The 23,888-nt window shown below is 41.1% G+C and carries 13 protein-coding genes; 5 read left to right on the forward strand and 8 right to left on the reverse strand.

Going from position 1 to position 23,888, the window contains the following annotated elements; genetic code table 11:
- On the reverse strand, positions 1 to 2,002 hold a 2,002-nt coding region (locus KK060_RS19870), incomplete at its 3' end, for a ligand-binding sensor domain-containing protein (protein ID WP_254155556.1).
- Between the two features lie 537 nt (positions 2,003 to 2,539).
- On the opposite strand from KK060_RS19870, the gene KK060_RS19875 reads away from it, so the two are divergent.
- Positions 2,540 to 4,105 (forward strand): SprT-like domain-containing protein, encoded by a 1,566-nt coding sequence (locus tag KK060_RS19875; protein WP_254155558.1) that lies wholly within the window; start codon positions 2,540 to 2,542, stop codon positions 4,103 to 4,105.
- Between the two features lie 341 nt (positions 4,106 to 4,446).
- On the opposite strand, the gene KK060_RS25270 is transcribed toward KK060_RS19875, so the two are convergent.
- On the reverse strand, positions 4,447 to 4,560 hold the full coding sequence (locus KK060_RS25270) for a metallophosphoesterase (protein ID WP_367397521.1): 114 nt from the start codon (positions 4,558 to 4,560) through the stop codon (positions 4,447 to 4,449).
- A gap of 252 nt (positions 4,561 to 4,812) precedes the next feature.
- Between KK060_RS25270 and KK060_RS19880 the strand changes: the two genes are divergently transcribed.
- The 3 genes from KK060_RS19880 to KK060_RS19890 all read left to right on the forward strand — a co-directional run bounded on the left by KK060_RS19880 (position 4,813) and on the right by KK060_RS19890 (position 7,969).
- Positions 4,813 to 5,751: a Na/Pi cotransporter family protein gene (locus KK060_RS19880; RefSeq protein ID WP_254155566.1), complete on the forward strand. Its 939-nt coding sequence runs from the start codon at positions 4,813 to 4,815 to the stop codon at positions 5,749 to 5,751.
- 382 nt (positions 5,752 to 6,133) lie between these two features.
- Positions 6,134 to 7,024, forward strand: a complete 891-nt coding sequence (locus KK060_RS19885; RefSeq protein ID WP_254155568.1) for a hypothetical protein — start codon at positions 6,134 to 6,136, stop codon at positions 7,022 to 7,024.
- 99 nt (positions 7,025 to 7,123) lie between these two features.
- Positions 7,124 to 7,969, forward strand: coding sequence for a sensor histidine kinase (locus KK060_RS19890; protein ID WP_254155569.1), 846 nt, complete (start codon positions 7,124 to 7,126; stop codon positions 7,967 to 7,969).
- Between the two features lie 167 nt (positions 7,970 to 8,136).
- Here the strand turns inward: KK060_RS19890 and KK060_RS19895 are convergent, their stop codons facing one another.
- Both KK060_RS19895 and KK060_RS19900 read right to left on the reverse strand, forming a co-directional pair.
- Positions 8,137 to 9,756: an alkaline phosphatase D family protein gene (locus KK060_RS19895; RefSeq protein ID WP_254155571.1), complete on the reverse strand. Its 1,620-nt coding sequence runs from the start codon at positions 9,754 to 9,756 to the stop codon at positions 8,137 to 8,139.
- Positions 9,757 to 10,374: 618 nt separating this feature from the next.
- Positions 10,375 to 11,889, reverse strand: coding sequence for a hypothetical protein (locus tag KK060_RS19900; protein ID WP_254155573.1), 1,515 nt, complete (start codon positions 11,887 to 11,889; stop codon positions 10,375 to 10,377).
- A gap of 727 nt (positions 11,890 to 12,616) precedes the next feature.
- On the opposite strand from KK060_RS19900, the gene KK060_RS19905 reads away from it, so the two are divergent.
- Positions 12,617 to 16,057 (forward strand): HEAT repeat domain-containing protein, encoded by a 3,441-nt coding sequence (locus tag KK060_RS19905; protein ID WP_254155575.1) that lies wholly within the window; start codon positions 12,617 to 12,619, stop codon positions 16,055 to 16,057.
- 421 nt (positions 16,058 to 16,478) lie between these two features.
- On the opposite strand, the gene KK060_RS19910 is transcribed toward KK060_RS19905, so the two are convergent.
- From KK060_RS19910 to KK060_RS19925, 4 genes are all read right to left on the reverse strand, one after another.
- The gene (locus tag KK060_RS19910; RefSeq protein ID WP_254155577.1) at positions 16,479 to 18,896 is read right to left on the reverse strand and encodes an ABC transporter permease; all 2,418 of its coding nucleotides are present in this window, start codon (positions 18,894 to 18,896) and stop codon (positions 16,479 to 16,481) included.
- Positions 18,897 to 19,600: 704 nt separating this feature from the next.
- The gene (locus KK060_RS19915) at positions 19,601 to 20,665 is read right to left on the reverse strand and encodes an SMP-30/gluconolactonase/LRE family protein (RefSeq protein WP_254155578.1); all 1,065 of its coding nucleotides are present in this window, start codon (positions 20,663 to 20,665) and stop codon (positions 19,601 to 19,603) included.
- A 498-nt stretch (positions 20,666 to 21,163) separates the two neighbouring features.
- Complete coding sequence (locus KK060_RS19920) at positions 21,164 to 21,706, reverse strand: hypothetical protein (protein ID WP_254155579.1); 543 nt, start codon at positions 21,704 to 21,706, stop codon at positions 21,164 to 21,166.
- Between the two features lie 10 nt (positions 21,707 to 21,716).
- Positions 21,717 to 22,877 (reverse strand): zinc-dependent alcohol dehydrogenase, encoded by a 1,161-nt coding sequence (locus KK060_RS19925; RefSeq protein ID WP_254155580.1) that lies wholly within the window; start codon positions 22,875 to 22,877, stop codon positions 21,717 to 21,719.
- Between the last annotated feature and the right edge of the window lie 1,011 nt (positions 22,878 to 23,888).

The following is a 23,888-nucleotide window of genomic DNA, read 5'->3' on the forward strand; positions in this document are numbered from 1 at the left end:
TCTCAGGGTACTTTAATATTATCGTATCGCTGACTGCAAGTACTTTCTTGCCTGCCTCACCACGTGTGATGTTGATCAGCGGGCGAATGATCGATTGGCTTACGAAGTCTTTGTCGAAAAAAGTGATGCCCCTTGCTGTAGCGGCCCACACGTGCTTTTCTGTTGTGGTGGTTTGGTTCACGTCATTCGAGATGAGCCCATCTTCTTCCGTAATATCCGAAATAGAAAGTTTAAGTTTAGAACCTTTCCATTGGTAGTCGATACGACAGATGCCCATGTTCGTTGATACCCAGGCAGTGTTTCGATCAAAACAAATATGCTTGCATGTATTGCTTGGAAGCCCCAGTTCCTTTCCTATCATGGTAACAATACCATCTTTCAATACTGCGACGCCATCTTGTGTTGATACCCAGAGGGACGAGTCAGGAGCAAAGGCAAGGTGATTTATAATGCCTCGAAGTTCCTTGTGCTTGTCGCCTAAATTCATGGGGCTACCATTGACTATCGTATATACACCCTGTTGCGTACCCCAGTAGCATTTTGTTCCTATGCCATTTACGCAAGTTACACGCCCGGAAAATATTTTGCCTTCCTTCGGACGAGTAGAGACCATACCCAAAGTCAATGCGATGCGGATGCTGGAGTCAGGCAGAACAAAAACATCTTTTGCTGCGTTTAACAGGTTTGTTATCTTTTGATATTGGCCTGTTCGGGTCAATTTAAATAGTCCGGCATCACCTGCCACAAGAAAGTGATCATTTAAATAAGGGGCAATATTTAATATTCGATTATTTCGGTTGAGCGTGTACCAATCGCCAAAGAGACTGGTACGTAGCGTTTTTAGGTTAACGAGCATAACATTGCCGTCGTCGAAGCCGGCCGCTGCGGTATGTTGATCCAAAACAGTAATACACTTCACATTTTTTGGTTCGATGTCTCCACTGACACGGAGCGAACGAAAATTCAGGTTGGGAAGATAATAGACGCCGTCGCTGTGCGTAGTGATCCAATAACCGCCTTCATGATCTTTCATGATGGAAGTGCAGAAACTTTTTTCAAAGAAAGATGTGAAGTGTTTTTGTGGTGTTAGAAAGTTTTCGATCCGGAGAATTCCTTGCTTGCGCGTGCAAACCCACAATGTTGAATCATTCTCACAAAACACTGACGGGATTCCAGTTTCCATATTCAAGTCTTTGACGGGAAGTAGAGCAAGTTTTTTATTACCCTTTATATAATAAAGTGAGTCGAAGGTATGGAAGACAAGTCCGGCCTTGTCAGGCGTCAGGCAAAAAAATGACGCTGGGTCAAAAGCGCGCTGAATGCCGTTGATACTGCAGCTGAACGAGTGCGAGGTGGTCCATGATGAAGATTTCATTAAAAGCACAGGACCTTGTCCTTCTTTTTCAAGAAAATAAAAATTGATTCCTTTATCCGGGGAAGACGCCCTCAGCACGGGCCATTCCTGATAGTGATCTCTAACCCTTCCGGAAAAATTCCATTTGTCTGGTTTGTTTAAAGAAGCATAAACTGCATAGTATTTACCATTGTTATTGTCTCCTTTACAAATAAAGTAAACGGAATCAGTAAGCACATCTTCAGCTACGGCAATGACGCCAGGAAACTTGGTGAATTGTGTAACCGAGTCGTTATGAATGACAGACGCAATTCCTAATGCTGAAACTAACCACACATTGTTACTGCGGTCGACGAATAATTTAAGTACCTCGTCGTCTGGAAGCCCGTCTTTCTTCGAATAGTTTTTAAAAGCTTTTCCGTCAAAACGGCTCACGCCTTGATTTGTAGCAAACCACATAAATCCGTTTTGGTCCTGGAGTGCATGGTAAACGGTTGATCCGGGCAACCCATCCTTTACTGTGTACTGCCTGTATGAAAGGTCCTGTCCATTTGCAGGGTGCAGAGATAGGATTAATATTATCATCGCTATTTCTCCCACGCGCATCCATAGGTCGTAATCCCATCGTTTTAAATCATCGTATTTCATGGAACTTAAAGGCAATTAAATATAGCGATGTTACGTGTTATTTGTTTGTGTATTAAATGATTCTTCCGAAGCTACCCTCTAGCGTAGTCCGCTTACTTTCGGGCCATCAAGTAGCTGTGCCTTTCGTAAGGCTTTCCAGCTGGTAGGATTTTAATCGAATTCATATGGGCTGAGATTATTAACTTCTCCATTACAAATGCACTTAATCTCTAATCACATACACTGTTACTGGTATTTGTTGCAGTTGTTAAACAGTGATTGCATGAACATGTCGGTATAGCCGAACTTGATTAACCGTTCAGGCTGTGGGAGGAAGTAGTAATAGGGTTGTGGACGAGGTGTTTTTACAAATCAGGCTGTTAATCTTATATCTATAGTTAAAGCAGAGGATGTTGAAATACCAGTTTACTATAAGGATTGCCAGCCGCAAGATAATCTGTCCACTTTACGAGGTGGATAGCGTTCAAGTTGAATGGATTGACAGACAGTTTTATTGGCTATTGCATGTTTAATTTATAATTCAAATCATCAAACTTTATGAAATTTCCTGATTTAATGTTGCGCAGCTGGCATACGCGGTTGCTGCTCGTGTTGCTTGTGCTACACGCTTGTTCTGAGGACGATCTTCAAACAGTGCATAAAGGTATCGACAATTATAATGTTGAGCGGTTTCTAGGGCTTCCATCAATTTCCCCCACTCCGTTAAAAAAAATTTCAGAAACGATAAGCGATCAAGACGCGAAATCACCGTTTTTGAAAGCGCTTATTGCTACTGATGGATATCCTGTTTGGGAGAAATCAATAGTCAAGTCGCATGGAAGTGACACATCTTTAGCTATGGTGCTGGTGCCATTGGTTTTACCGGATGGTGAATTGGTGAATTCATTCCTGGCCTGTCAAGTCTCGAAAGAGGACGTTATTATAAAATTGTATAGATTGGGCGATTATCGCTCGTATAAATTTTCAAACTCGCTGGACAACATAAGCGCCGAGTCACTTGCATCAAGTTTCATGATTTTGAATTATGCTGTTTTTGGCGTCAGTACCTATGAAATTACAGATGGTCGTTTGTTTCATCATTCAAATGGCAAAGGCACGCAGCGAATCGGAATTCGTAATGTGCAGGAAGGTTCGAACGAAAGAATTTATGCAATGCAAGATTGCTGGGTGGTAACGCATGACGGAGATCAGGGTCAGTTAGTAGGAGTTCCTCCGGGAGGAAGTAATGACTATTACTATTCAGATGAAGTTATATGTGTTACTACTATTATCGTGCAAGATAGTCCTCCTGTCTTCGGATCAGGTGGTGGTTCTGGTGGATCAGGTAATGGAGGAAACAATGGAGGTAGTAACTCAGGTGGTGGAGGGTCTGGCGGTGGGGGAGGTGGCTGGTATACCCCACCTTGTACAAACAATCCTCCTCCGGTGAGAAATCCATCAAGCTCACAGCTACCACCTATGCAGTGCCCGGACTTTCACCCAGGGTGGAATCCAATACCAATAACGCCCCCTCGGCAAGGTATAACGCTAACACCTGACACTGCACCTGTTGACATTATCATTGATCTGGACGATCACCCTTGCCTGGCAGAAATAGCATCTAAATTTGCCAAGTCCAATTCTTTGGTGCGCTTTATGTTTGAGCAAGGGCATTACTCGAATCCTTTAGATTATTCAATTCATGCGGGTAGTTTAAACCAGGTAACTACGTTAGCGAATACGGGGACACAAGGGGGAGCTAATGGCTACACCAAAATAGTGACCACTCTTAATACACAAATCATTTACCATCTATCTAAAGAAAATATAATGTCTACACTTATTCATGAGATGGTACATGCCTATCGCATTTTGTATTTCGGCAACACTACGGAAGCAGAGGATCATGAATTCATGGCGGACCCGGAAATCATCAACAGTATGGTTAATATGTTATTGGATATATACCCGACTATGGACCCTTCCATTGCTGAAGCGCTTATTTGGGGAGGTCTTGAAAGTACGAATGGATTTCAGGCATTACCTAATGACAAAAAGCAAAGTATTTTGAATATACTGAGGGATCACCGAAACGCGCCTGAAGGAAGCAGATGTCCTTCCTGAATAAATGGTGGAGGATGGCAAAAATTTTAGCATGCTGATTTATTAGTAGTTTGCAAAAATTACCATAGATCAGCATCCTAATTCGTACTTATTCCCTTCTAAAATTGTCAGCAGTGAAAAGTATATTTATGTGATTGATGAAATGATCCATGGGGACTCGTGTCCGGTCATTAAAGTCTTTGACGTCAGTAACGACCTTAGTACAGACTTGTACAATGGCTGCATCCAAGGTAAGCAATGTCATGGTTACCTGTTAAAAGATGTACGCTGTCAAAGTTCTTCCGTTTGAACTTAATCAAGGCTTCGAGATTTGATCGATGATGTGGCTCATTAAAGATACATCATTTAGCGTTGATATAATCGCCGAGAAATACGATCTGATCAACAGTAATATTGTTAACTGCCTCTTGCCATCTCTTTTTACCATGAATATCTCCGATTGCGAGTATCTTCATTTGAGTAACTATTTAAAAACTATTGCTTAATTAATGGAAGTCTGGTTTGGCAGTTGCTTTTTAAAGGAGGCAGATTAAATTTCTGTTAATTCTTGTTACTTCAAAACATCAGTTTTCATTGACCGCAACATTATATTGGCGCTTTTCATCCCTGATGTCATCATTAACAAAACAATTTATTAATATTAAAAAAGAAGTCGGCCCTGAATTTTCATTTGATTATTTTATGGATTTATTTTCATCATACTGGGTGTGCTGGGCGGCTTGTCACTGTTTCTCTATGGTGTCACAAGATTATCAATAAGTCTTAAAAAGCTTGCGGGCAAGCGCATGAAGCGTATTCTGGAAAGATTCACCAGTAACATAGTTATGGCAGTCCTTTTAGGCATCCTTGTTACTGTTGCTCTTGATTCATCATCTGTGACCATCATATTAGTTATTGCACTGGTAAATGCACAGGTTATGGCTTTGCAGCGTGCGCTGGCGGTTATCCTGGGTGCAAACATAGGCACAACGGTATCAAGTCAGATTATTGCATTTCAGGTTGAAGTGTATGCGTCACTTCTGCTGGTTGTCGGCTTTGTCATTTACTTTGCTGGTAATCATAAGAAGACTACCAAGTACCTGGGTCTGGTGCTATTTGCCTTTGGTTTGATTTTCTTCGGATTAGGAATGATGTCGCACGCAGTGGAGCCTCTCAAAGAACATCATGGTTTTACAAGCTGGATCAGATATCTTGAATCACCACCGAAAGGTGTTTTGGTAGGTGCGCTGATTACTGCAATTATACAGTCCTCCTCTGCAACAATGGGCATTGTGATAACGATGGCTTCGCAAAAATTGATTTCACTGGGCATTGGAATCACAGTTATGTTAGGTGCTGAAGTAGGGACTTGTGCAGATACGTTATTAGCGAGCATCGGCAGAAGCAGGGAAGCTATTAAGGCAGGTATTTTTCACTTTGGATTTAATGTAGTGTGTGTCTTGATAGGATTGTTATTTACTGATACCATTGCAAACGTTGCAGCAACAATTTCTCCGAGTAATGTTGCCCGACAGATTGCCAATGCTCATATGATTTTTAATATTGGTGGTGTGTTGCTATTTGTTGCGTTTATTCCAAAGATTGACTGGCTACTCGATAAAGTAGTTCCTCAAGCAAATAAGAAGGTAATCATGGCGGAAAATTAAGTAGTTGCAAGGTTAGTCGCGACTACGGTATCACCAATTTGTACTCTGAAATTATCGATATCACCTGGTTGTCCTCACTATAACCCGTAGAATTTAACAATAGCAATACCACAACCAAAATATAATTACTAGTAAAGGGGTTTTAGGTCATCATCAGGCTTGTAAAATCTCATAAGCAGAGGTAGACTTTCAATATAAGTTTTTTCTATTGGGGCGATAAAAAGTTAGGTTGAACAATTCTATGCTCTCACCGATATAGTTGGGATCCTGGTAGTGAGGAAAAATATAAACTATTGATAACATTCAATATCTTTGTTGTGCTCTCATTCTGCCTATATTTCTTGATTAATTAATTTTTTCTTTACTCTGGTCCTTTTAATTCATGTGGAATATTTTTTCTAAGGATTCAATCAAGAATAGAATTCTTTCCGGCTTTCTTTTTCTAATTATCTTCTTTTTGCTCTTGATTTCAATAGCATTATACTTTCTAAACAGGTCTGTAAGTATTGCTAATATAGACCGAAACATAAGCAAGTTGCAGATTTTTACACTCTCATTGTTTAAGAACGACAACGATTTTTTTGATCTGGAGACGATAAACGAAAATTATTTCCGGACAGCACAGAGTAACTATCTTTTACGTAGAGATAGCATCAATAAGATAATTAAAAGTGAAATTGAAGCATTGTTACTTGAAAATAGATTAGCTGATTCTGAAGTACACACGAGCCTCATGTCAATTGACAGTGCGGTGAAAATCTATAATGCAAGATTCTCGAAGCTTGAGGAGCTAATATGGAGAAAGGGCTTTAAGGATTTTGGGGTGGAAGGCCAAATGCGATTTCACGCCCATGAACTGGAGAAGCGTGAGATGCAGGTTGACTATGTAGATCTGTTGCTACTTCGAAGGAACGAAAAGGATTTTCTGCTCAGACTTGATAAGCAGTACTTAACAAATTTTGACGTTAGCGCTCTTCGATTGCTTAAAAAAATTGAGAAACAAAGTGTCAAGAACGTTGCCGCAGCTGAACATTTAAAACATTACCATGATAATTTTAAAGAGCTAGCATGGATTATTAAGCAAATTGGCCTTAATAGTAATGAAGGTTTACGAAATGACCTTAATCTTTTAACAGAATATATCAGCAGTGAATACCTTATATTATCACAACATTCCTATCAGCTTTCGCTAAGGGCACAAAACCAGGCGAGGGTATTGTTCGCTATGCTATTTGTAACCGCTTTTGTTTTTTCAATAATTTCGGCAGTGTGAATTGCAAGGAAAATATCTGCGCCTATTGCTGAACTATCGATTACGATTAAAAAATTAGCTGATTTTAATGGTTATTCTAAACTAAAAAATCAGCAAGTGATGCAAACGGCGAGGTCGAAGGGCACTGCCGAAATTAAGGCGCTTACTTCAACCTTCGAGGTGTTAATGAAGAAACTCGACATGCAGATGAGCGAAATTCAGGAGAAATCAAAACAAGTTGAAAACAAAAATAAGTTATTGAACAAGCTTAACCGAGAGCTTGATAATTTCCTTTATAGTACCGCACACGATCTCCGTTCACCATTAACCTCACTGCTGGGACTGCTAAATCTTTTAAAGCACGAGAATAAGCAAAACGAGCTTGATACTTATTTTCATCATATGAAAGACAGTGTGTTGAGAATGGAAGGTTTTATCAGCCAGGTGGTGAATTATTCCAAAAATAAAAAGCTGGAAATAGACATACAGGAGGTTGATGTCAAAAATATTATCGATGAAGTTTTTTTGGATCACCAGTTTGTTGAAGGTTGTGATAAGATCAGAAAAGATATCGTTACAGAGAATTATTACCCATTCTACTCAGATGGGGGAAGAATTCGAATTATCATCAATAATTTGATTTCAAATGCAATCAGGTATTGTGACAAAGACAAAGATGCCTTCATAAGAATAGAGGTGAAGGTGACTAAAGATAAACTGATTCTTAAATTTGAGGATAATGGGATTGGGATAGCCCAAGAGCATTTAAACAAAATCTTTTCCATGTTCTACCGCGCCCATGACCATTCGAAAGGATCAGGACTAGGATTGTTTATCTTAAGCGAAACAATCAAGAAACTCGGTGGAAAGGTTTCAGTGCAGTCACAAGTAGGAGTGGGAACTATATTTAACATTACAGTGCCCAACAAGTACACTAGAGCAAAGGTGCCAACTTATAGTGAATAACGTTCTGTAAAGAATATTGTTGAAAGTGACCAAGCGCTGAAGAGAAAAGAATCACCTTACACAGGTGATTCCTAGTAATATTAACCCCAAAGAGGAAGATTCTTTACATGCAAAAGTGGTATTATTGAACTTAAGCGTATGGTATTTACTTTAAACTGTAAGTATTTCTATCGCGTAATAGTAATCGTTTTCTTCGTTGTAACAGCTGTATTTTTTGTGGCAAGGGTGCTGACGTATTTCCATTCTGCCTGTACCTCTGCCTTCGTAAATGTAGCTAATACAAATCCACGCTCAGAAGCATTTAAATATTCAAGATCGTCAACCAGAACTGCATTAGCCTGTTCGAAGCCCTGTATTGCTGTAGGATCTGCGCCAAAAATCGCCTCAAAGCCAGGAGAGGAAACTGATGGTGTTGCAATTTCAGCCCCCACAACTTGTTTTGATGCTGTTGAAAGCTTTGAATACCATGCATTGTGCGTATCACCAGCAAGGGAGACTAAATTCTTTTCCAGTACTGATGCAAGTATTGCCTCACGTTCAGCAGGATAACCATCCCAAGCATCGAGGTTATAGGGTAGCACAGTTTCAACACGTGCTTTTTCTTCATTACTGACAGGCTGTCCCATCGCCATTTTTGTTTTAATAGTTACTAACTCGCTTACTGTTTTGTTGTATTGAGCGAAGAGTTCTGGGGTCACGGCACCCGCAGCAATCTGAGCAGTAAGTAATAACATTTCAGCGGGGATTAATATTTTTCCCATCAACACCTGACTTCCTAATACTTGCCAGCTTGCATTGCTTGAACTTAAAGTTGACAAAAGCCAATTACGCTGTTCTACACCTAAAATAGTTCGGTTGGGATTTTGCCAATCAGCTAAGAAAGCCGGGACGTTCAAGCCGACCTCGCTTACATAATTATTGTAGTCAAGTTGCTGATCTCTTCCGATGATGCGCGTATCCAGCATCATCAAGTTAAGTATTCCACCGAAGTCAAAAGCTCTATAGATTCTTGCGTGTTCTAGGACACGTGCGGGCAGGTATTCATGCCACACCTGCAATGCATTTGCCTTTCTTGTAGCAAAATCACCCTCGTTGGACTGATGGTTTTCTGCGCCGTTTTTATATGCATCATTTGCAATTTCATGATCATCCCAAACACAAATAAATGGTTTGTGTTGATGTGCCTTTTGCAGCTGCTCATCGCCTCTATACTGGCGATACCTGGTTCGGTAGTCATCAATTGAAACAATTTCTCCTTCAGGTTTGTGTACCCGATTAAGTTGTCCAGTATTTCCATTTGATCCATATCCGCCTGCGGCATATTCATAGATATAGTCCCCTAAGTGAATGACAACGTCTGCATCTGATTCTGCCACTGCTCCATAAACATTAAATAATCCAGCCTGAAAGTTGGAGCACGAGACAACAGCTAGCTTGATCTGCGACACTTCGTTGCTTTTAGGAAGTGTTTTAGTTTCACCTGTTATTGAAGTGGATCCACTGCGGTCATTTCTAAACCGGTAAAAATATTTTGTATTAGACTGCAAGTTGCTTATATCAACATGTATGGTATTGTCATTTGCAGTGTCTATTTCTACTGATTCACTTACAAGAACTTGCTTAAAGTCACTTTCCTTGCTTACATCAAGAATAATAGTAGGCTTAGCTGTTTCATTTGCTGCAGGTGTATAACGTGTCCATAATATGACTTTATCTTGTGATGGATCAAAGCTTGCTACTCCTTCAAAAAAATCCAAATTGCCCCTCTGGTTTAAAGTTGTTGTCATCGTCTTCACAACTTATCATCATGGAGGGTAATAATGCGCTGCCGGCAGCTGCAACTACTGAATTTCTAATAAAAGTTCTCCTGCTAAGTTACTGCAGTATTTTTTCTTTCGACATATTTATTAATTAAGCTGGAAAAATATTTCGTTGCCGTATTGTAAATATGTAGTTATTGTAACCATAATATTAATATTTATAAGGTGAGGATATTAGATGTAATTCTCTTATAACTTCTCACGCGTATTATGATAATATTTATTAGGGAAACAAGGAATGGTAAAGTAAGTTACCTTCGATGTTTTAAAAAAGGTAAGCAAGACACAGCTGAGGCTTATTAATGAGGGTTAAACTTTTAGGTAAGGGAATCTAAGAGACAGGATGACTTCTGACATTTGATGACAAAGGAATTGTGAAGGAAATGCCAGGTGTGGTCTTGCTAACTTTTACTGTATAACAAGAATTATGTCCTGATCATAGCCCTGTACAGATTTCTTGTAAGACAACTGAATAACTGACTATGTAAAAATGAAATGCTTATGGTATTGGAGGAAGTGCTCGAAATAGCAAGATAGTGGCTTTCGCCACTATCTTTAAGAGAAGAATTACTTTTATTAAGATCGCTAATTAATCCAATGCCAGCTATACGCGTTTTCCAAAAAAATGATTTTGTTGGTGCTCTGTTCACTTAACTCTTCGTTTAACCTACTTGTATCAAATGTTACATTATACACTTCTTCCGTTGATGCATTGTCATATAACGCATTTGTAATTCCGTCTGTCGTTTTCGTGGACATAGAGCCGCTAAGTTCAACAGTATACAAAGATCCGGTACTAATACTTAGATTACTGATTTCACTTGTTCCTATATATAATCCAAAACTCTCTGCATTACTTCTCACATCGATGTTCTCGATATTGCATCCCTCCAGCCTTACTACCTGCAAAACCGAATAGTTAGGCAAAGCAACATCTTTAAAATCAGACCCTTCAAGGGTTAAGTATTCAAGTTTTAAATTTTCGGTAAGGTCTAGTACACTCGAACTTGCGGAAAATCCCCTGAGAGTTAACATTTCCAAACCTGTCAATTGAGATACATCAACGCCCGCCGCGTATACAGCATGGTTTTCGAATAACCTGATTTTATGAAGGTCTCCCGTAATAGATATTATATTTTCATATGATTCATATTCATGTGATAAGTTAGCCGACGGCAACCAGTCTTCAGAGTCAAAATTTACTGTTTCAATTGTCCCATCTCCCCAGTTGACGTATATAGTACCTGCTTCGGAAAATTGAAGTGAAAAGTCAAATACGCCGAGTGAATTAGGAGGAGTAATCGTAAATGCATCATCTTTTGATACAAGTACCACTTTAATGCTACCTTGATCAATGCCTTCCATCAGTTCCTTATAGGAAAAGGTCTTAACAAAGTCTATAAAGTTCTCTTTCTTTACTACCAATTTATAGGATCCATCTTGTTGTCCGTCAAGAGGAATGTAATTAACCTTAGCACCTAGGGCGAATTCACCTACGAGTATACCATTACTATATAAGGATGCTTTAGCATCGGTAAACTCGAGATTTTCCGATTGTCCCATCCTTGTCGCTATAAATACTGAGATTGGTAGTGTATCAATAACCTTTAAGTTGAAAGATGCATAACCAAAAGCATCCGGGTTATTTTTAACTGCATCAATTACTTCAATTTCAAAAGTTGAAATCTTTCCCTTTTCTACGGTAAGTGTATAAGGTAAGGAATGAGATACCGCTGTGGCCAAAGGAGATCCTTGTTTCGGAGTAGCAAAAAGAATTTTATCGTCATTGTTGACAATAAGAAAATCTATTATAGAATACTGACCTGTGTTTAATTGTATAGGCTCTGTAATATAGCTGTCTCCAAGTTTAAGAATAGAAACCGGATGGCGTGTAAGAACGGTGCCCGACGCATTGGAAAGGCTTATCAATATCTTTACCCCTGAAGGTAAATGGGCCGCACTTCTACCTCCTGGATTTTCTGAAGATGGAATGCGTAACGTAAACTGTACCTGTTCTTTTTGAACTAATGGCTCTTCTTCAGAGCAGGCAAACATCAACAATGCAACTGCGAATGCAGTTAAGAGGGTTATTTTTTTCATAAATTATAAAAAAGTTTTATCGCCCTCTTCCTGTCAAATTTATGCCAAGGGAAAACATCATCCATTTATCCGCTCAATGAGACGTTTTATCTACGTTATAAGAATTTCATCTGTAGAATTATTATAATCTTTGTAACGGCTATTGAACCAGACGGCCAGATTGCTACTGTTAATCCTTGACAAGGTGCGGACATTAAAGAGATCGTTAAACACTACCGAACGATCACACTCTTCGACGTTATGCAGACAACAAATTGTACACTTCTTCATGCCCATAACCACTATTTGGGCCTGTAGTGAACTGATGATTGATTCATGTTGTGTTATGCTAATCTTGCCTTCATTCCTTACTAATCGCAGCCAATCAATGCTGCAAATCTTAATTTATTTGCTTGCCCGTTTTACAAAACAAGTAGCTGCAGTGAGCATGAACTATAGTGAAACAGTTGAGCAATATAAAGGTTGATAAAACCAAGGAACGATTGATGAAAGGTGGAAAACATTGTACCACAAGGGCAACCTATAATTAAAAAGAAAGGCAAAGCTTGGCCAAAGAATTAGCGTAAGGTTTTAAGTCATTGTCAGTATTATTACCAAACTAAATATTACCCATTGTACTGTAGTATCGTGTATCTTTTAAAAGTAATTGTATAATTAATACTTTTCATGTTTTTGCTGAACATCTCCATAACGTTTCATAACTTGACCGACTAAATTGTCCCAGTCGATGAAACGATCGCTTTTATACATCAAGGTTAAAGCAAGAACCTTTAACAGGCTTCTTTTTATTTTGATTTGCTCTTCTTTTTTGGTTATAAGCTGTGATAAGAAAGAAGAGGTGGATTTGCGCATCAAACAAATGGACCCGACGCGAACTGCGGAAATGGCGAAATCAATTGAAGCAACAGTGACCCCTCAACTTGCAGAAGGTCTTATTTTAAAATTGTGGGGTGTCGACTCTCTGGTTGCAGACCCGGTCTCGCTTGATATTGATGATGAAGGTAGATTGTACTATACAAGAACAAACAGGCAAAAGAATTCTGAATTTGATATCAGGAGTCACCAAGACTGGGAGATTGAATCCATTAGCCTGCAAACAATTGACGACAAACGCGCCTTCCTTCGAAAAACTTTGTCACCAGAGAATAGCGCAAAAAACGAATGGCTAGCCGATTTGAATAAAGACGGCTCTCACGATTGGAAAGATATGACTATTCAAAAAGAACATGTCTACCGCCTTGAAGATACATCAGGGGATGGTATTGCCGATCTTTCACAATTAATGGTTGATGATTTTAATGATGAAGAGACAGATGTTGCAGGAGCTATTTTGAAGCATGGAGATGATTTATTTATTGGCGTTGGGCCTGACCTGTGGCGGTTAAAGGATAAAAACGGTGATGGCATCATGGATGAGAAAAACTCGATTTCACATGGTTACGGTGTGCATATAGGTTTTGGTGGCCATGGTATGTCTGGGCTTGAGGTAGGACCGGAGGGAAAAATCTATTGGCAAATTGGTGACATTGGTTTTACCGGAATTGACAAGAGCGGGCAGAAATGGGAACATCCGAACAGCGGAGTTATCGTACGATCAAATCCTGACGGAAGCGATTTCGAAGTATTTGCGTATGGCAACAGAAACACGCACGAATTTGTATTTGATGAATATGGCAACCTGATTAGTGAAGATAATGATGGAGATCACCCTGGTGAGCGCGAAAGACTTGTCTACGTTGTCAACGGAGGAGATATTGGTTGGCGTACAAACTGGCAATTTGGAAAATACAGAGATCCTGACAACAACACATATAAAGTTTGGATGGATGAGAAAATGTACTTACCAAGATTTGAAGGTCAGGCTGCCCATATTATTCCAACCCTAGCAAATTTTATAAGCGGCCCAACTGGAATGCTTTATAATCCTGGTACAGCGCTGAACGATGAATACAAAAACACTTTTTTTGTTGGGGAATTTGTTGGTAATCCATCCAAGTCAGGTATCCATGCCTTTAAATTAAAACCTAAAGGTGCAGGCTTCGAGCTAGGTGATAGTAAAATGATTTTGAGCGGTGTCTTAGCAACTGGTGTGGATTGGGGACCTGACTGTGCCATGTATATGTCTGACTGGATTCAAGGCTGGGACACAAAAGAATTTGGCCGTATATGGAAGCTTGATGTTGCAGCGGGGCAAGATAGCGAAGTTCGAAAGCAGACGAAGGTACTGCTAGCCGCAAACTTTAACGATTATAAAGCTGAACAATTGAGCGATCTTTTAAAACATGCTGATATGCGTGTTCGTCAAAAAGCGCAATTCGAGTTGGCGACACGAGAAGATGAGGGACTTGAAGTGTTGAAGCAAAACATCAACCAGAAGGAACATCAGCTTGCACGTGTGCATGGCATTTTGGGAATTAGCCAGTTCGCAAGAAAAAATATCAAACATGCAGCATTATTGCTCCCATTGTTAAAAGATAATGATCCAGAAATAAGAGCACAGGCCTGTAAATGGATAGGAGATGTGCGGTACAAAGAAGCTGGTAATGCTTTGATACCACTATTGAAAGATAACTATGCAAGAGCCCGCTTCTTTGCTGCAGAAGCACTTGGCAGAATTACACATGATTCTGCCATTCAACCAATCATCCAAATGCTGCGTGAAAATAATGACGAAGATGTCTATTTAAGGCATGCTGGCAGCCTGGCTTTAGCAAGAATAGGAAAGGCGGACCCAATCATTGCGCTCGCACAAGATCAGTCTCGTGCGCTTCGCATTGCTGCGGTAGTAGCCCTAAGAAGATTAAAACATCCGGAGATTAGTGTATTTTTAAAAGACCAGGACGAGTTCATTGTAACAGAAACTGCAAGAGCCATTAACGATGACTTGTCAATTCCAGAAGCTTTGCCTGCACTAGGTAATGTTCTGCAGGATAAGCGATTTAGTAATGAGCCTTTAATCAGAAGGGCGATTAATGCCAACCTTCGTGTAGGAAATGATGCCGCCATGCAAAATCTAATAGATTATTCTCTCAGAGAAGGGGTTCCTACGGCAATGCGGGTGGAAGCTATTGATGCCTTAAGCACATGGGCCAAACCGTCTGTAGTAGATCGAGTGGATGGGCGTTACAGAGGTGTAGTCAGAAGAGATTTGAAGCATGTGCAGACTAAATCAACTCAAAGTCTAATTCAATTAACCGCAAATACGAATGCGTCTATACGTCTGCATGCGGTAACTGCGCTTGGTAAATTGCTGGTAGCTGAGGCTTCATCTGATCTCGTTTCAAGACTTAAATCAGATTCTGCCCCGGAAGTTCGCATTGCTTCTCTTCGCGCTTTAGCAAATCTTCCCGGTAACAAGATGGATGGCGCCATAAAACAGGCGTTGGCAGATAAAGACAAGCGTGTCCGTATTGTTGGGTTGGAATTGCTTTCGAAGATGGACATTCCCGAATCACTCGCAGTCTCACTCTTAGCAGATGCTATCAATACAAAAACAACGGAAGAAAAACAGGCGGCCTTGCTTACTCTTGGAAACATACCTGTTCAGCATTCACAGAAAGTTTTTGATCAGCTTCTGACCAAACTTGAAGAAGGACAACTTCCTGCAGAAATTCAGCTTGACCTGTCAGAGGCAATTGACCTAACCAAGTCTGCGGAATTGAAAACAAGATTTAAACAGGCTACTTCAAAGGCATCCAATTCTGCTGACTCGTTAAAAGTAAATTATGCGGGTGCATTAATGGGTGGCAATCCTGAGAGAGGACGAAGTATTTTCTTCAGGCATCAAACCGCACAATGTATGCGTTGCCATTCTTTTGATGATTTTGGTGGAAATGCTGGGCCACGACTCAATGGAGTGGCTGCAAGACTTACCAGGGAACAAATACTGGAGGCATTGGTAAATCCAAGTGCACGCATTGCTCCGGGCTTTGGTATTGTGAGGCTGGAGCTAAAAGATGGAAGATCAGTAAACGGCATTCTGCAAGAAGAAAGAACAAAAGAATATGTACTTAAGTCAGGTGACAAACCCGATACAGTAATTAATAAAACTGATGTCGTAAATAGAACAAATTCAGCTTCAAGCATGCCTCCAATGAATATGCTCTTAACAAAGAAAGAAATCAGGGATCTTGTCAGTTTCCTTTCTACATTAAAGGGAGAGGATTAATAAAACGGAAAGAGCTGCGTTCCGAGAAATAGATTGCACAGAGCATAAGTATCAATGGTAAGATCACTTGCCAGTTCTGTTACCCGCTATAAACGGAAGATTATCAGTCCAAAGATTGAGATGGAGTTTAAGAAAAGCCTAGAAGCAGTACGACTTTCAAACTTCATTAGTATGATCAGGTTTAGTTGAATAACATGAATGAAGATGAAGAAAACTTGCTGCGCAATTGAATTGAACTTCATTTACCAAGTGAGAGCAATTCTCTTCATTAATTGTGGCTTGAGTTACGAAAACTCCCTGACCGGATCCAAGAAACTAATCAAAAGAGACTATCCTTTGTAGTCTCTCTTGTGTTGTTTAGGCCTTGTTTTTAGTAGTCTTGGTCAAACATGCTATGCAAGCGCTGTTGCGGTTATTTGCATCACTCAACCCTGAGATTATCCACAGGATTTGTATTAGCAGCCTTTAAAGTCTGTGAGAAAATGGTTGTCAGCCCAAGGGCTAACACCACCGCCAGGCTTACAACGACTTCAAAAACTCCGATCGGTGCATGATAATACTGTGCTTCTTGCAGCGTGAACTCCATTAAAAAGTAAACGCCAGGAATGGTGACAATACCCGCGATGGCCAGCAGTACAATAAAGTCTCTCGATAACAGGTACACCAGACTTTCGGAGGAAGCACCCATCACTTTCCGGATGCTCACTTCTTTCACCCGGTTTTTAACCGTAAACACGACTGTGCCTAATAAACCGAGGCAAGCTATGGTGATGGCCAACAATCCCATGAATCCCCACATCTTCACAATGTTGTCGTAAAAAGCGTATACACCGCTGATCTGATCGGCGAGGAATTCGGCTTTGAACCTGTTGCCATTGCCGACAGGTTTCCAGGCTTCTTCCATTTCCGAAAAAGCCTGGCGCTCGTTGGTTGATTGAAGGTGAAAATTAGCATAGCGGAAATTCCCAGGCACATATTCGAAGAAGAAGTTTCCAATAGGGGATTGCAGGCTTGCGTAGTGAAAATCTTTCAAAATGCCCACAACTCTCACTTCTCTTTTATCGGGCAGGATGATCACCTGATCGATGGCCCCGGAAGGATCGTTTGGGCTCAGACTTTCTGCAAATACTTCATTGATGATGATAGAACGTGAGTTTTCGCCGGCGTCGATGGTAAAGTTCTTTCCCAACACAATATGAAGACCCATGTTTGTTATAAAGTTTTCATCAACGGACATCATGCTCGCGGCTATGGAATCTGAACTGTCAATCCGCTTCACATACAACCCTGGAACGTCTCCGGTTCCCACTGAGTGCGACGACATAGACATCAGAGAAACGAAGGAGAGCTTTTCAAATTCATTTTTGACCAATTGCGGGTCTGCCTGTTGAAGATCAACATTAAGTATTTTCTCCTGTTCGAATCCAAAATCATAGTTTATCGAGTACCGATACTGCTGCACCATGATCACCATGGCCATGGTAAAACCCAATGATAGGATAAATTGAGAGGTAATCACGATTTTGCGCAGCGTAAACTGGCTTCCCTTTTTTGTTTGCAACTCCTTTCCTTTTAAGGCATGAATTGGACCGATTTTCGAAAAATGGAGCGCGGGTACAACGCCCGCAACAAAGCCGACCAGGAGCGCGAAGAATAAGAAACCGGTAAAAGTTCCAAATGTTGGATTCAAATCTACTGTATCAAGTTCGCCGGTAATTGACAGGGTTTCATCTCGAATGATCTCGAAGAAAAAATACGACATCGTCACCGCCAGTAGCATAATGATCGTGCTTTCCATCACAAACTGCATAAAGATCTGCCCCTTCTGTCCGCCCATCACCTTACGCACACCGATCTCTTTCATCCGTCTGAGTGATTGAGAGACAGCTAGACTTACGTAGTTGCTGCATGCCGCTAAGAGTATTAGCATGGGTATAACTCCCATGAGCAACATTTCCTGGTAACTCCATTCGTTACCAAGGTCATTGTCAAGCTCTGGCCCGGGAACAATCTTATTGAGCGGTTGAAGCTCGAACGAAGCCTGCAATTCAGGTGTTTTGTATTTTTCCTTTGCAACGTCATTGAGGAAGGCTTCAATGGCAGAGGGACTTGAATTGTCAGAGAGCTGCAGGTAAGTGTATGAGTTGTAGAAGTTATTCCAATTCTTTTCTTCGTCTGTAAAAGACGCACCATGATAAGAAGTGAGCGTGGCGAACGAGATCAAAGCCTCGACCTTCAGGTGTGTGTTCTTCGGCATGTCGTTCGCAACACCTGTTACCATTACTTCACCAAACGGCTCAATGAATACAAGTTCGCCCATCGGATCTTTGTCCCCGAAGATTCTGGCAGCTGCGGATTCGGTAATAACCATCGTATTAGGCTTTGCAAGCGATGTAGCGGTGTTGCCCTGCAGCAGGGGAAAGTTGAACATCGAAAGATACTCTGCGTCCACAAAGTGTTTTTTAAGAGTAAATTTGGTGTCTCCATAACGAATATCCTGGTACGCTGTTCGGTGAATGCGAACAACCTTTTCCAAACCGGAGAAATTGTCTTTCAAAAGTTGAGCAGTACCGAAAGGCGCGGATGCGAACGAAGGATTCTCTTGCCGATCCCGAACGTGAGTAATTACCCTGTATATGTGCTCCTTATTTGAATGAAAGTTATCGAATTGAAAAATGAATACGACCATGGCAACGTAGAGCAGGTTGAGCGACATACCCAGTGCCAGGCCAAATACATTTAAAGTTGTAAAGAATTTATTCTTCGATAGGTTACGTGTGGCAGTCTTAAAATAATTTTTGAACATGGCGGGGTTGAACTGACCAGATTGATTTTTCATAGCAGATAGTTTGATTAAGTTTCCCAGGCGCGGCGTGTTGCAAAACAGTCGTGCGAGCAAAACTAATTTAAAAGAAATAATCACAATCACAAAATAACAGTATTGTCATTATGAAGCGCTTCGATTGTCTTCGTGCGATCGAATCCGTTGGACATGGGGTATCTTACTGGAAAAAGAGCATCAACAACCAATTTCTCTGAGGGTGATTTTTTGGGGGATGTTTCCACGATTTACACGTGAGCAATGAAGGCGAATTGGCCTGTTATAGCGTTGTTTACAAGAATAGAGAATGAGTAGAATTCAACGCCTCGGTAAGTATCCGTTGACATGGAACCACAAATCTAAATTATTAAAGGAAGCTCTGGGGCCTAGGATTGGACGAGCGAGGTTCGCAGGGGTTGTGTTCAATGATTCTTTGAGTAATCAAACTATGAACGTTGGAAGCGATCTTTCATAATAATTTTGTATCGAATTGATCTGTACTACCTCCAAGATTATTTCCTTCTTGTTAGATCAGCTTCGATATCTATTGCACTGCTTTTTCGCTTTACTTCAAGTTGTTGTTACATCACTAAGTCTTTTAATAACCACGATGCTGCGCTTGGCAGCTTAAATCGCTTATGCATAAGATAATCGTTAATCACCCCTCAGTCTAGGCATTTGTTTGAAGTCCAGACGCTCATAGTTACATGGCATTTTGCCGTTCAGGCGTCAGGCCACTTCATCCGGTAGATCGCGTAAGGAGTTGTCCGTTTATTCTCACCATCATTATAATCGGGTTGCCTATTGATCTGAGAGCAACTGATGTATAAATAGCCATCATCGGTGATTGCGTAACTATCCGGCCAAATCAACCTTTCGTCTTCCACTAAATCTTCCTTCCTATGATCGGGCGTTACTTTTACCATTTTGTAATTCTGATAATCTCCCAGGTAAAGGTTTCCGTTTTTGTCGAAGATCATTCCATCAGTTACTGAAAAACTTCCCAGGTCTTCTGCCAGCGCCTCGCATTTTTCTTCGTCTAATTCTTCATCGCGCAAGTATTCAGTTTTGATTCGGTACAGTTTGTTGTCGGTGAGTGGTTTGTAATACAGCCATTCACCATCGCGAGTTAAGGCAATGCCATCGGATTGAAGATGTACAGGTTCTCCGTTCTTTTTGAATTCTTTCCCGTCCACGATCAATTTGAAAGAAGAATCATGTCTTACGGAATAATGATGACTAAGTAATTCCCTGATCGTTCCCGATTCAAGATCGATGACTACAATTCCACCTTCATTTGAGTTGGTTAAATAAGCAAAATTTCGTTGCGTATCGACGCGCACATCGTTGATATAACTTTTGTTGCTGAGTATTCCATCGAACCGGTACACTTCTTCTATGCTATTAGTTTTCAAGTTAAATTTTACAAGCTTAAAACTACTGTCATATACTTCTTCCATGTTCGGACAGGCCGGATCAACTACCCAAAGATTGTTCTGATCATCCACATATACAGCCTGCACGCACACCCATTTATTTTTTCCGTCATCCCCATGCTTCCAACTGTTCCACTGTTCGTCCGGGTAAGGGTTGCATGCGTCGGGTCCGACAATTTCAACAACTCCCCATTTGTGCGGACCGGGCCATAGCGGATAGCAGGTAAACACACGGCCGTCTTTTGATACGGCCACACCGGTGAGCTGATAAGTATCGTCTGAAAACACGTGTTCTAATTCAATATTGTTTAAAGTTGTAGTCGGTTCGGATTGATAATTTTTTGTATTCATGATTGGCTTGTTTAAAGTTAAAAATCGAGCAGCGCTAGGTCAGGCTTTTTCTTCATAGAACTGCTCGTGTAGTCTTTTTCGCTTTTCATTTTATTGCGAGAGTAACATTATCGTTCCTATGTCATGACTTACGCATTTCATCCAGCCGGAGCAAAGACAGAACGCATGTTATGCCCACGCTCATATACTTTTAGATCAGGAGGAGGGAAGGTGTCAAATGCATAAGCCTTAGTTTAATTTTTAATTGATTTGATATTGGTCGGATGATTTGAAAAACGGGAATCTAATAATCCATTCATGCAATGTTCAATTTCTCCTCGGGGAAGGTTTTCGTTCTTAGGTACGCTCGGGCATACAAATGATTAAGGCGGCTGAGGTCTTTTCACAATGCGTTGCTATCACATCTTCATTTGCAATCAATAAGATATCAGCCAAAAACATTTTTCAGGTGCGTTTGGGTTGATGCAACAATCTATGCTAGCTTTCGCGAGCGTTCGCTTATTCTTGCTTTTTCCTTGACATCAGTATAATCCCAGCTGTGATCACTACTGCCGTAACTGCCATCCTGCCAACAAAGGCTGATCGATTATGCTTCCATTCCGCTCTCCATCCGCGCTCAATCCATGGGTTAGGAAGAATACCATGTCTCAAGTCATTGAGTTTTCCCTGAATAACATCTACGCGATCTGCCAGTATGAGTGTCATCCAGCGCGTCGCGGTTGCTTCACTAAACTTATATGCATATCTTCGGATGGCTCCGCTCAGACCCGATGGAGGCGTAGACGTTCCAAATACCCGTGTAATATTAGGGCGTTCGATGGAACGAAAAATCTCCATGTCCTGACGCTGCTGAGGTGCCTTTACATAATTGAGACGCTCATGGTCCGCACCATTCGAACGTTTCATCGGATAGGTGGGATCGTTGTCAGGATCTGCGTCCATACCCCAGCCCGGAATATTCTGGACATGATTATCCATATTTCGATTTGCAATTTCCCGATCCAGTGGCGGTTCAATGATATCTTCTAATACATTTTTCATAACTAGGAATTTAAGCTGCGTATGCTCTTGGTGGAATTAACAATGGTTTGATAATGTTGTCCAGCTTTTTGGAAAACATGCGATAAGCATCTGACACTTCTTCGAGAGGAATACGGTGTGAGATGATACCTTTGGGATTCAGCCTTCCACTCATAACATGGTCTATGAGTTTAGGCAAGAGGCGCTTGACCGAAGCCTGATTGGCGCGCACCGTAATACCTTTGTTCATTAGGCTGCCAATAGGAGCAAGGTTCCATGGTGGACCGTATACGCCTATAATCGATAAGATGCCACCTTTCTTCAGTGAATTGATTGCCCAGTGCAAAGCGGTGGCACTGCCGGCCTGCATCAACAGTCCTTTACCTGTGATGTCTTGCAATGCATCACCTTGAGCATCGCATCCTACTGCATCAATACACACATGGGCGCCATACCAATCGGTGAGTTTCTTTACAAACACCACAGGATCCTTCATTTCGTTGAAATTGTAGGCCTCGCAGTAAGAATACTTTTTTGCGAACTCGAGGCGGTAATCAATGTGATCAATGATGATGACGCGGCCGGCTCCAAAGAACCATGCGCACCGTGCTGCCATGATACCAACCGGACCTGCCCCGAATACTACTACGGTGTCACCTTTTTGGATGCCAGCCTGTTCAGCTGCCTGATAGCCCGTCGGTACGACGTCAGTCAGCAACACGGCGTCTTCGATGTCCATGCCTTCGGGAATTTTTGTCGGGCTTACGTCTGCATACGGCACACGTACGTATTCAGCCTGACCTCCATCATAACCTCCGCCCGTATGAGCATAGCCGAAAAAGCCGCCCACTGCTGTAGCTTCCGGGTTTGCCTCGTGACAATTTCCATAGAGTTCCTGCTTACAAAAAGGACAGGTACCGCAGGCGATGTTAAACGGCACCAGTACATGATCGCCAACTTTCAGGTTCTGTACACCTGATCCAATTTCTTCTACTATACCAGTAAATTCATGACCGAAGGTCATGCCTACACGAGTATCTGGCACCAACCCATGGTATAGGTGCAGGTCTGAGCCACAAACAAGTGACCGGGTGACGCGGACAATTGCATCGTAGGGATGCTCGATCTCCGGTTCAGGCCTGTTGCGGTCGGGCCGGATTTGATACGGCCCTCGGAAATTCATAGCTAACATAAACGAGTTATTAAGTGAAACATTAAACCAGGTCCAGGATTGTCGCACCACTGAAAAAATGCAGACCTCATTTCGAAAAAAAAAGTAGACGTTACTTAAAAAAAACTCGGGGTCCTGACTATCTGCTCTGTTATGATTGTAAAGTGCCTGAGATTCGCCTAGACAATTTCATGCCAATCGTGGTTTAATTTCTATAGCTTTTTCGAGTAGCGGTCATGCGAGAGCAGGAGTTTGACTTTTAAGGAGCAACTTTAGTCTCAACTCTGTTGAGGTTGTTGACCAGTACCATGTTTATCGACATGAATTTCCATTCATGCCAACTATAGAATGCAAGATGCTATGCCTATGCCAGCTGTTAGCTTTATTAACTAATTACGCGATGAATCATAATTGAATGGATTGAAGAAGACACAATAACAACTTATACCTGTCTTAGTTGTTTCATGTGGCTTTTGGAGCTTCACCCATATTCGCATTAGCTTATTGTCTGATCGCACGTATTCGCCAATGAACGGCAAGTTAAAAGTACAGATAGGCAGAGTGCGACAAAACTGGTAATACCTTAGAGAAATCACACGATGCACTCAATTAGATATCATAGAATATTTTTTTGACAAGCAGAACTTCAGATATTCATCAGTTAGATATTTGCTATATTTCATTTCCGATGCAAAATGTGAACTCCATTATTAGTCAGCGTGTTAACTGACTCGAGTAACGAAATGATAACAAGTATTACCTGACCATCACTCAACAACTCTAAAGATCCCCAAATGAGTTTGAGCTTTTTGTTACTTCTGTTACTCCAAGCAAAGTTAAGTAGGCCACTCAGACGATCAAAGACATTCCAAATGATGGAAAGATGATTTTCCGATTCAAAGTTGTTTGGCATGATGGCATGTGGCAGATAATTGCAAGGCGCGTCAGCACGACGATCAATGAATGTTAACAAACTTGAATTCCTCAAAACTTTGACGCAAGTTTATAGCAGGTACGTGCGACTAGATTCAT

The sequence above is a fragment of the Chryseosolibacter indicum genome, from assembly GCF_018598585.1.
Classification (GTDB): Bacteria; Bacteroidota; Bacteroidia; order Cytophagales; family Cyclobacteriaceae; genus Chryseosolibacter; species Chryseosolibacter indicus.

What these genes read in the sequence shown, in the direction of transcription:
- KK060_RS19875 (WP_254155558.1), top strand. Translation starts at nt 2,540, where the DNA reads ATGAAATTTCCTGATTTAATGTTGCGCAGCTGGCATACGCGGTTGCTG.
- KK060_RS25270 (WP_367397521.1), bottom strand. Translation starts at nt 4,560, where the DNA reads ATGAAGATACTCGCAATCGGAGATATTCATGGTAAAAAGAGATGGCAA.
- KK060_RS19885 (WP_254155568.1), top strand. Translation starts at nt 6,134, where the DNA reads ATGTGGAATATTTTTTCTAAGGATTCAATCAAGAATAGAATTCTTTCC.
- KK060_RS19890 (WP_254155569.1), top strand. Translation starts at nt 7,124, where the DNA reads ATGCAAACGGCGAGGTCGAAGGGCACTGCCGAAATTAAGGCGCTTACT.
- KK060_RS19895 (WP_254155571.1), bottom strand. Translation starts at nt 9,756, where the DNA reads ATGACAACAACTTTAAACCAGAGGGGCAATTTGGATTTTTTTGAAGGA.
- KK060_RS19900 (WP_254155573.1), bottom strand. Translation starts at nt 11,889, where the DNA reads ATGAAAAAAATAACCCTCTTAACTGCATTCGCAGTTGCATTGTTGATG.
- KK060_RS19905 (WP_254155575.1), top strand. Translation starts at nt 12,617, where the DNA reads ATGAAACGATCGCTTTTATACATCAAGGTTAAAGCAAGAACCTTTAAC.
- KK060_RS19910 (WP_254155577.1), bottom strand. Translation starts at nt 18,896, where the DNA reads ATGAAAAATCAATCTGGTCAGTTCAACCCCGCCATGTTCAAAAATTAT.
- KK060_RS19915 (WP_254155578.1), bottom strand. Translation starts at nt 20,665, where the DNA reads ATGAATACAAAAAATTATCAATCCGAACCGACTACAACTTTAAACAAT.
- KK060_RS19920 (WP_254155579.1), bottom strand. Translation starts at nt 21,706, where the DNA reads ATGAAAAATGTATTAGAAGATATCATTGAACCGCCACTGGATCGGGAA.
- KK060_RS19925 (WP_254155580.1), bottom strand. Translation starts at nt 22,877, where the DNA reads ATGTTAGCTATGAATTTCCGAGGGCCGTATCAAATCCGGCCCGACCGC.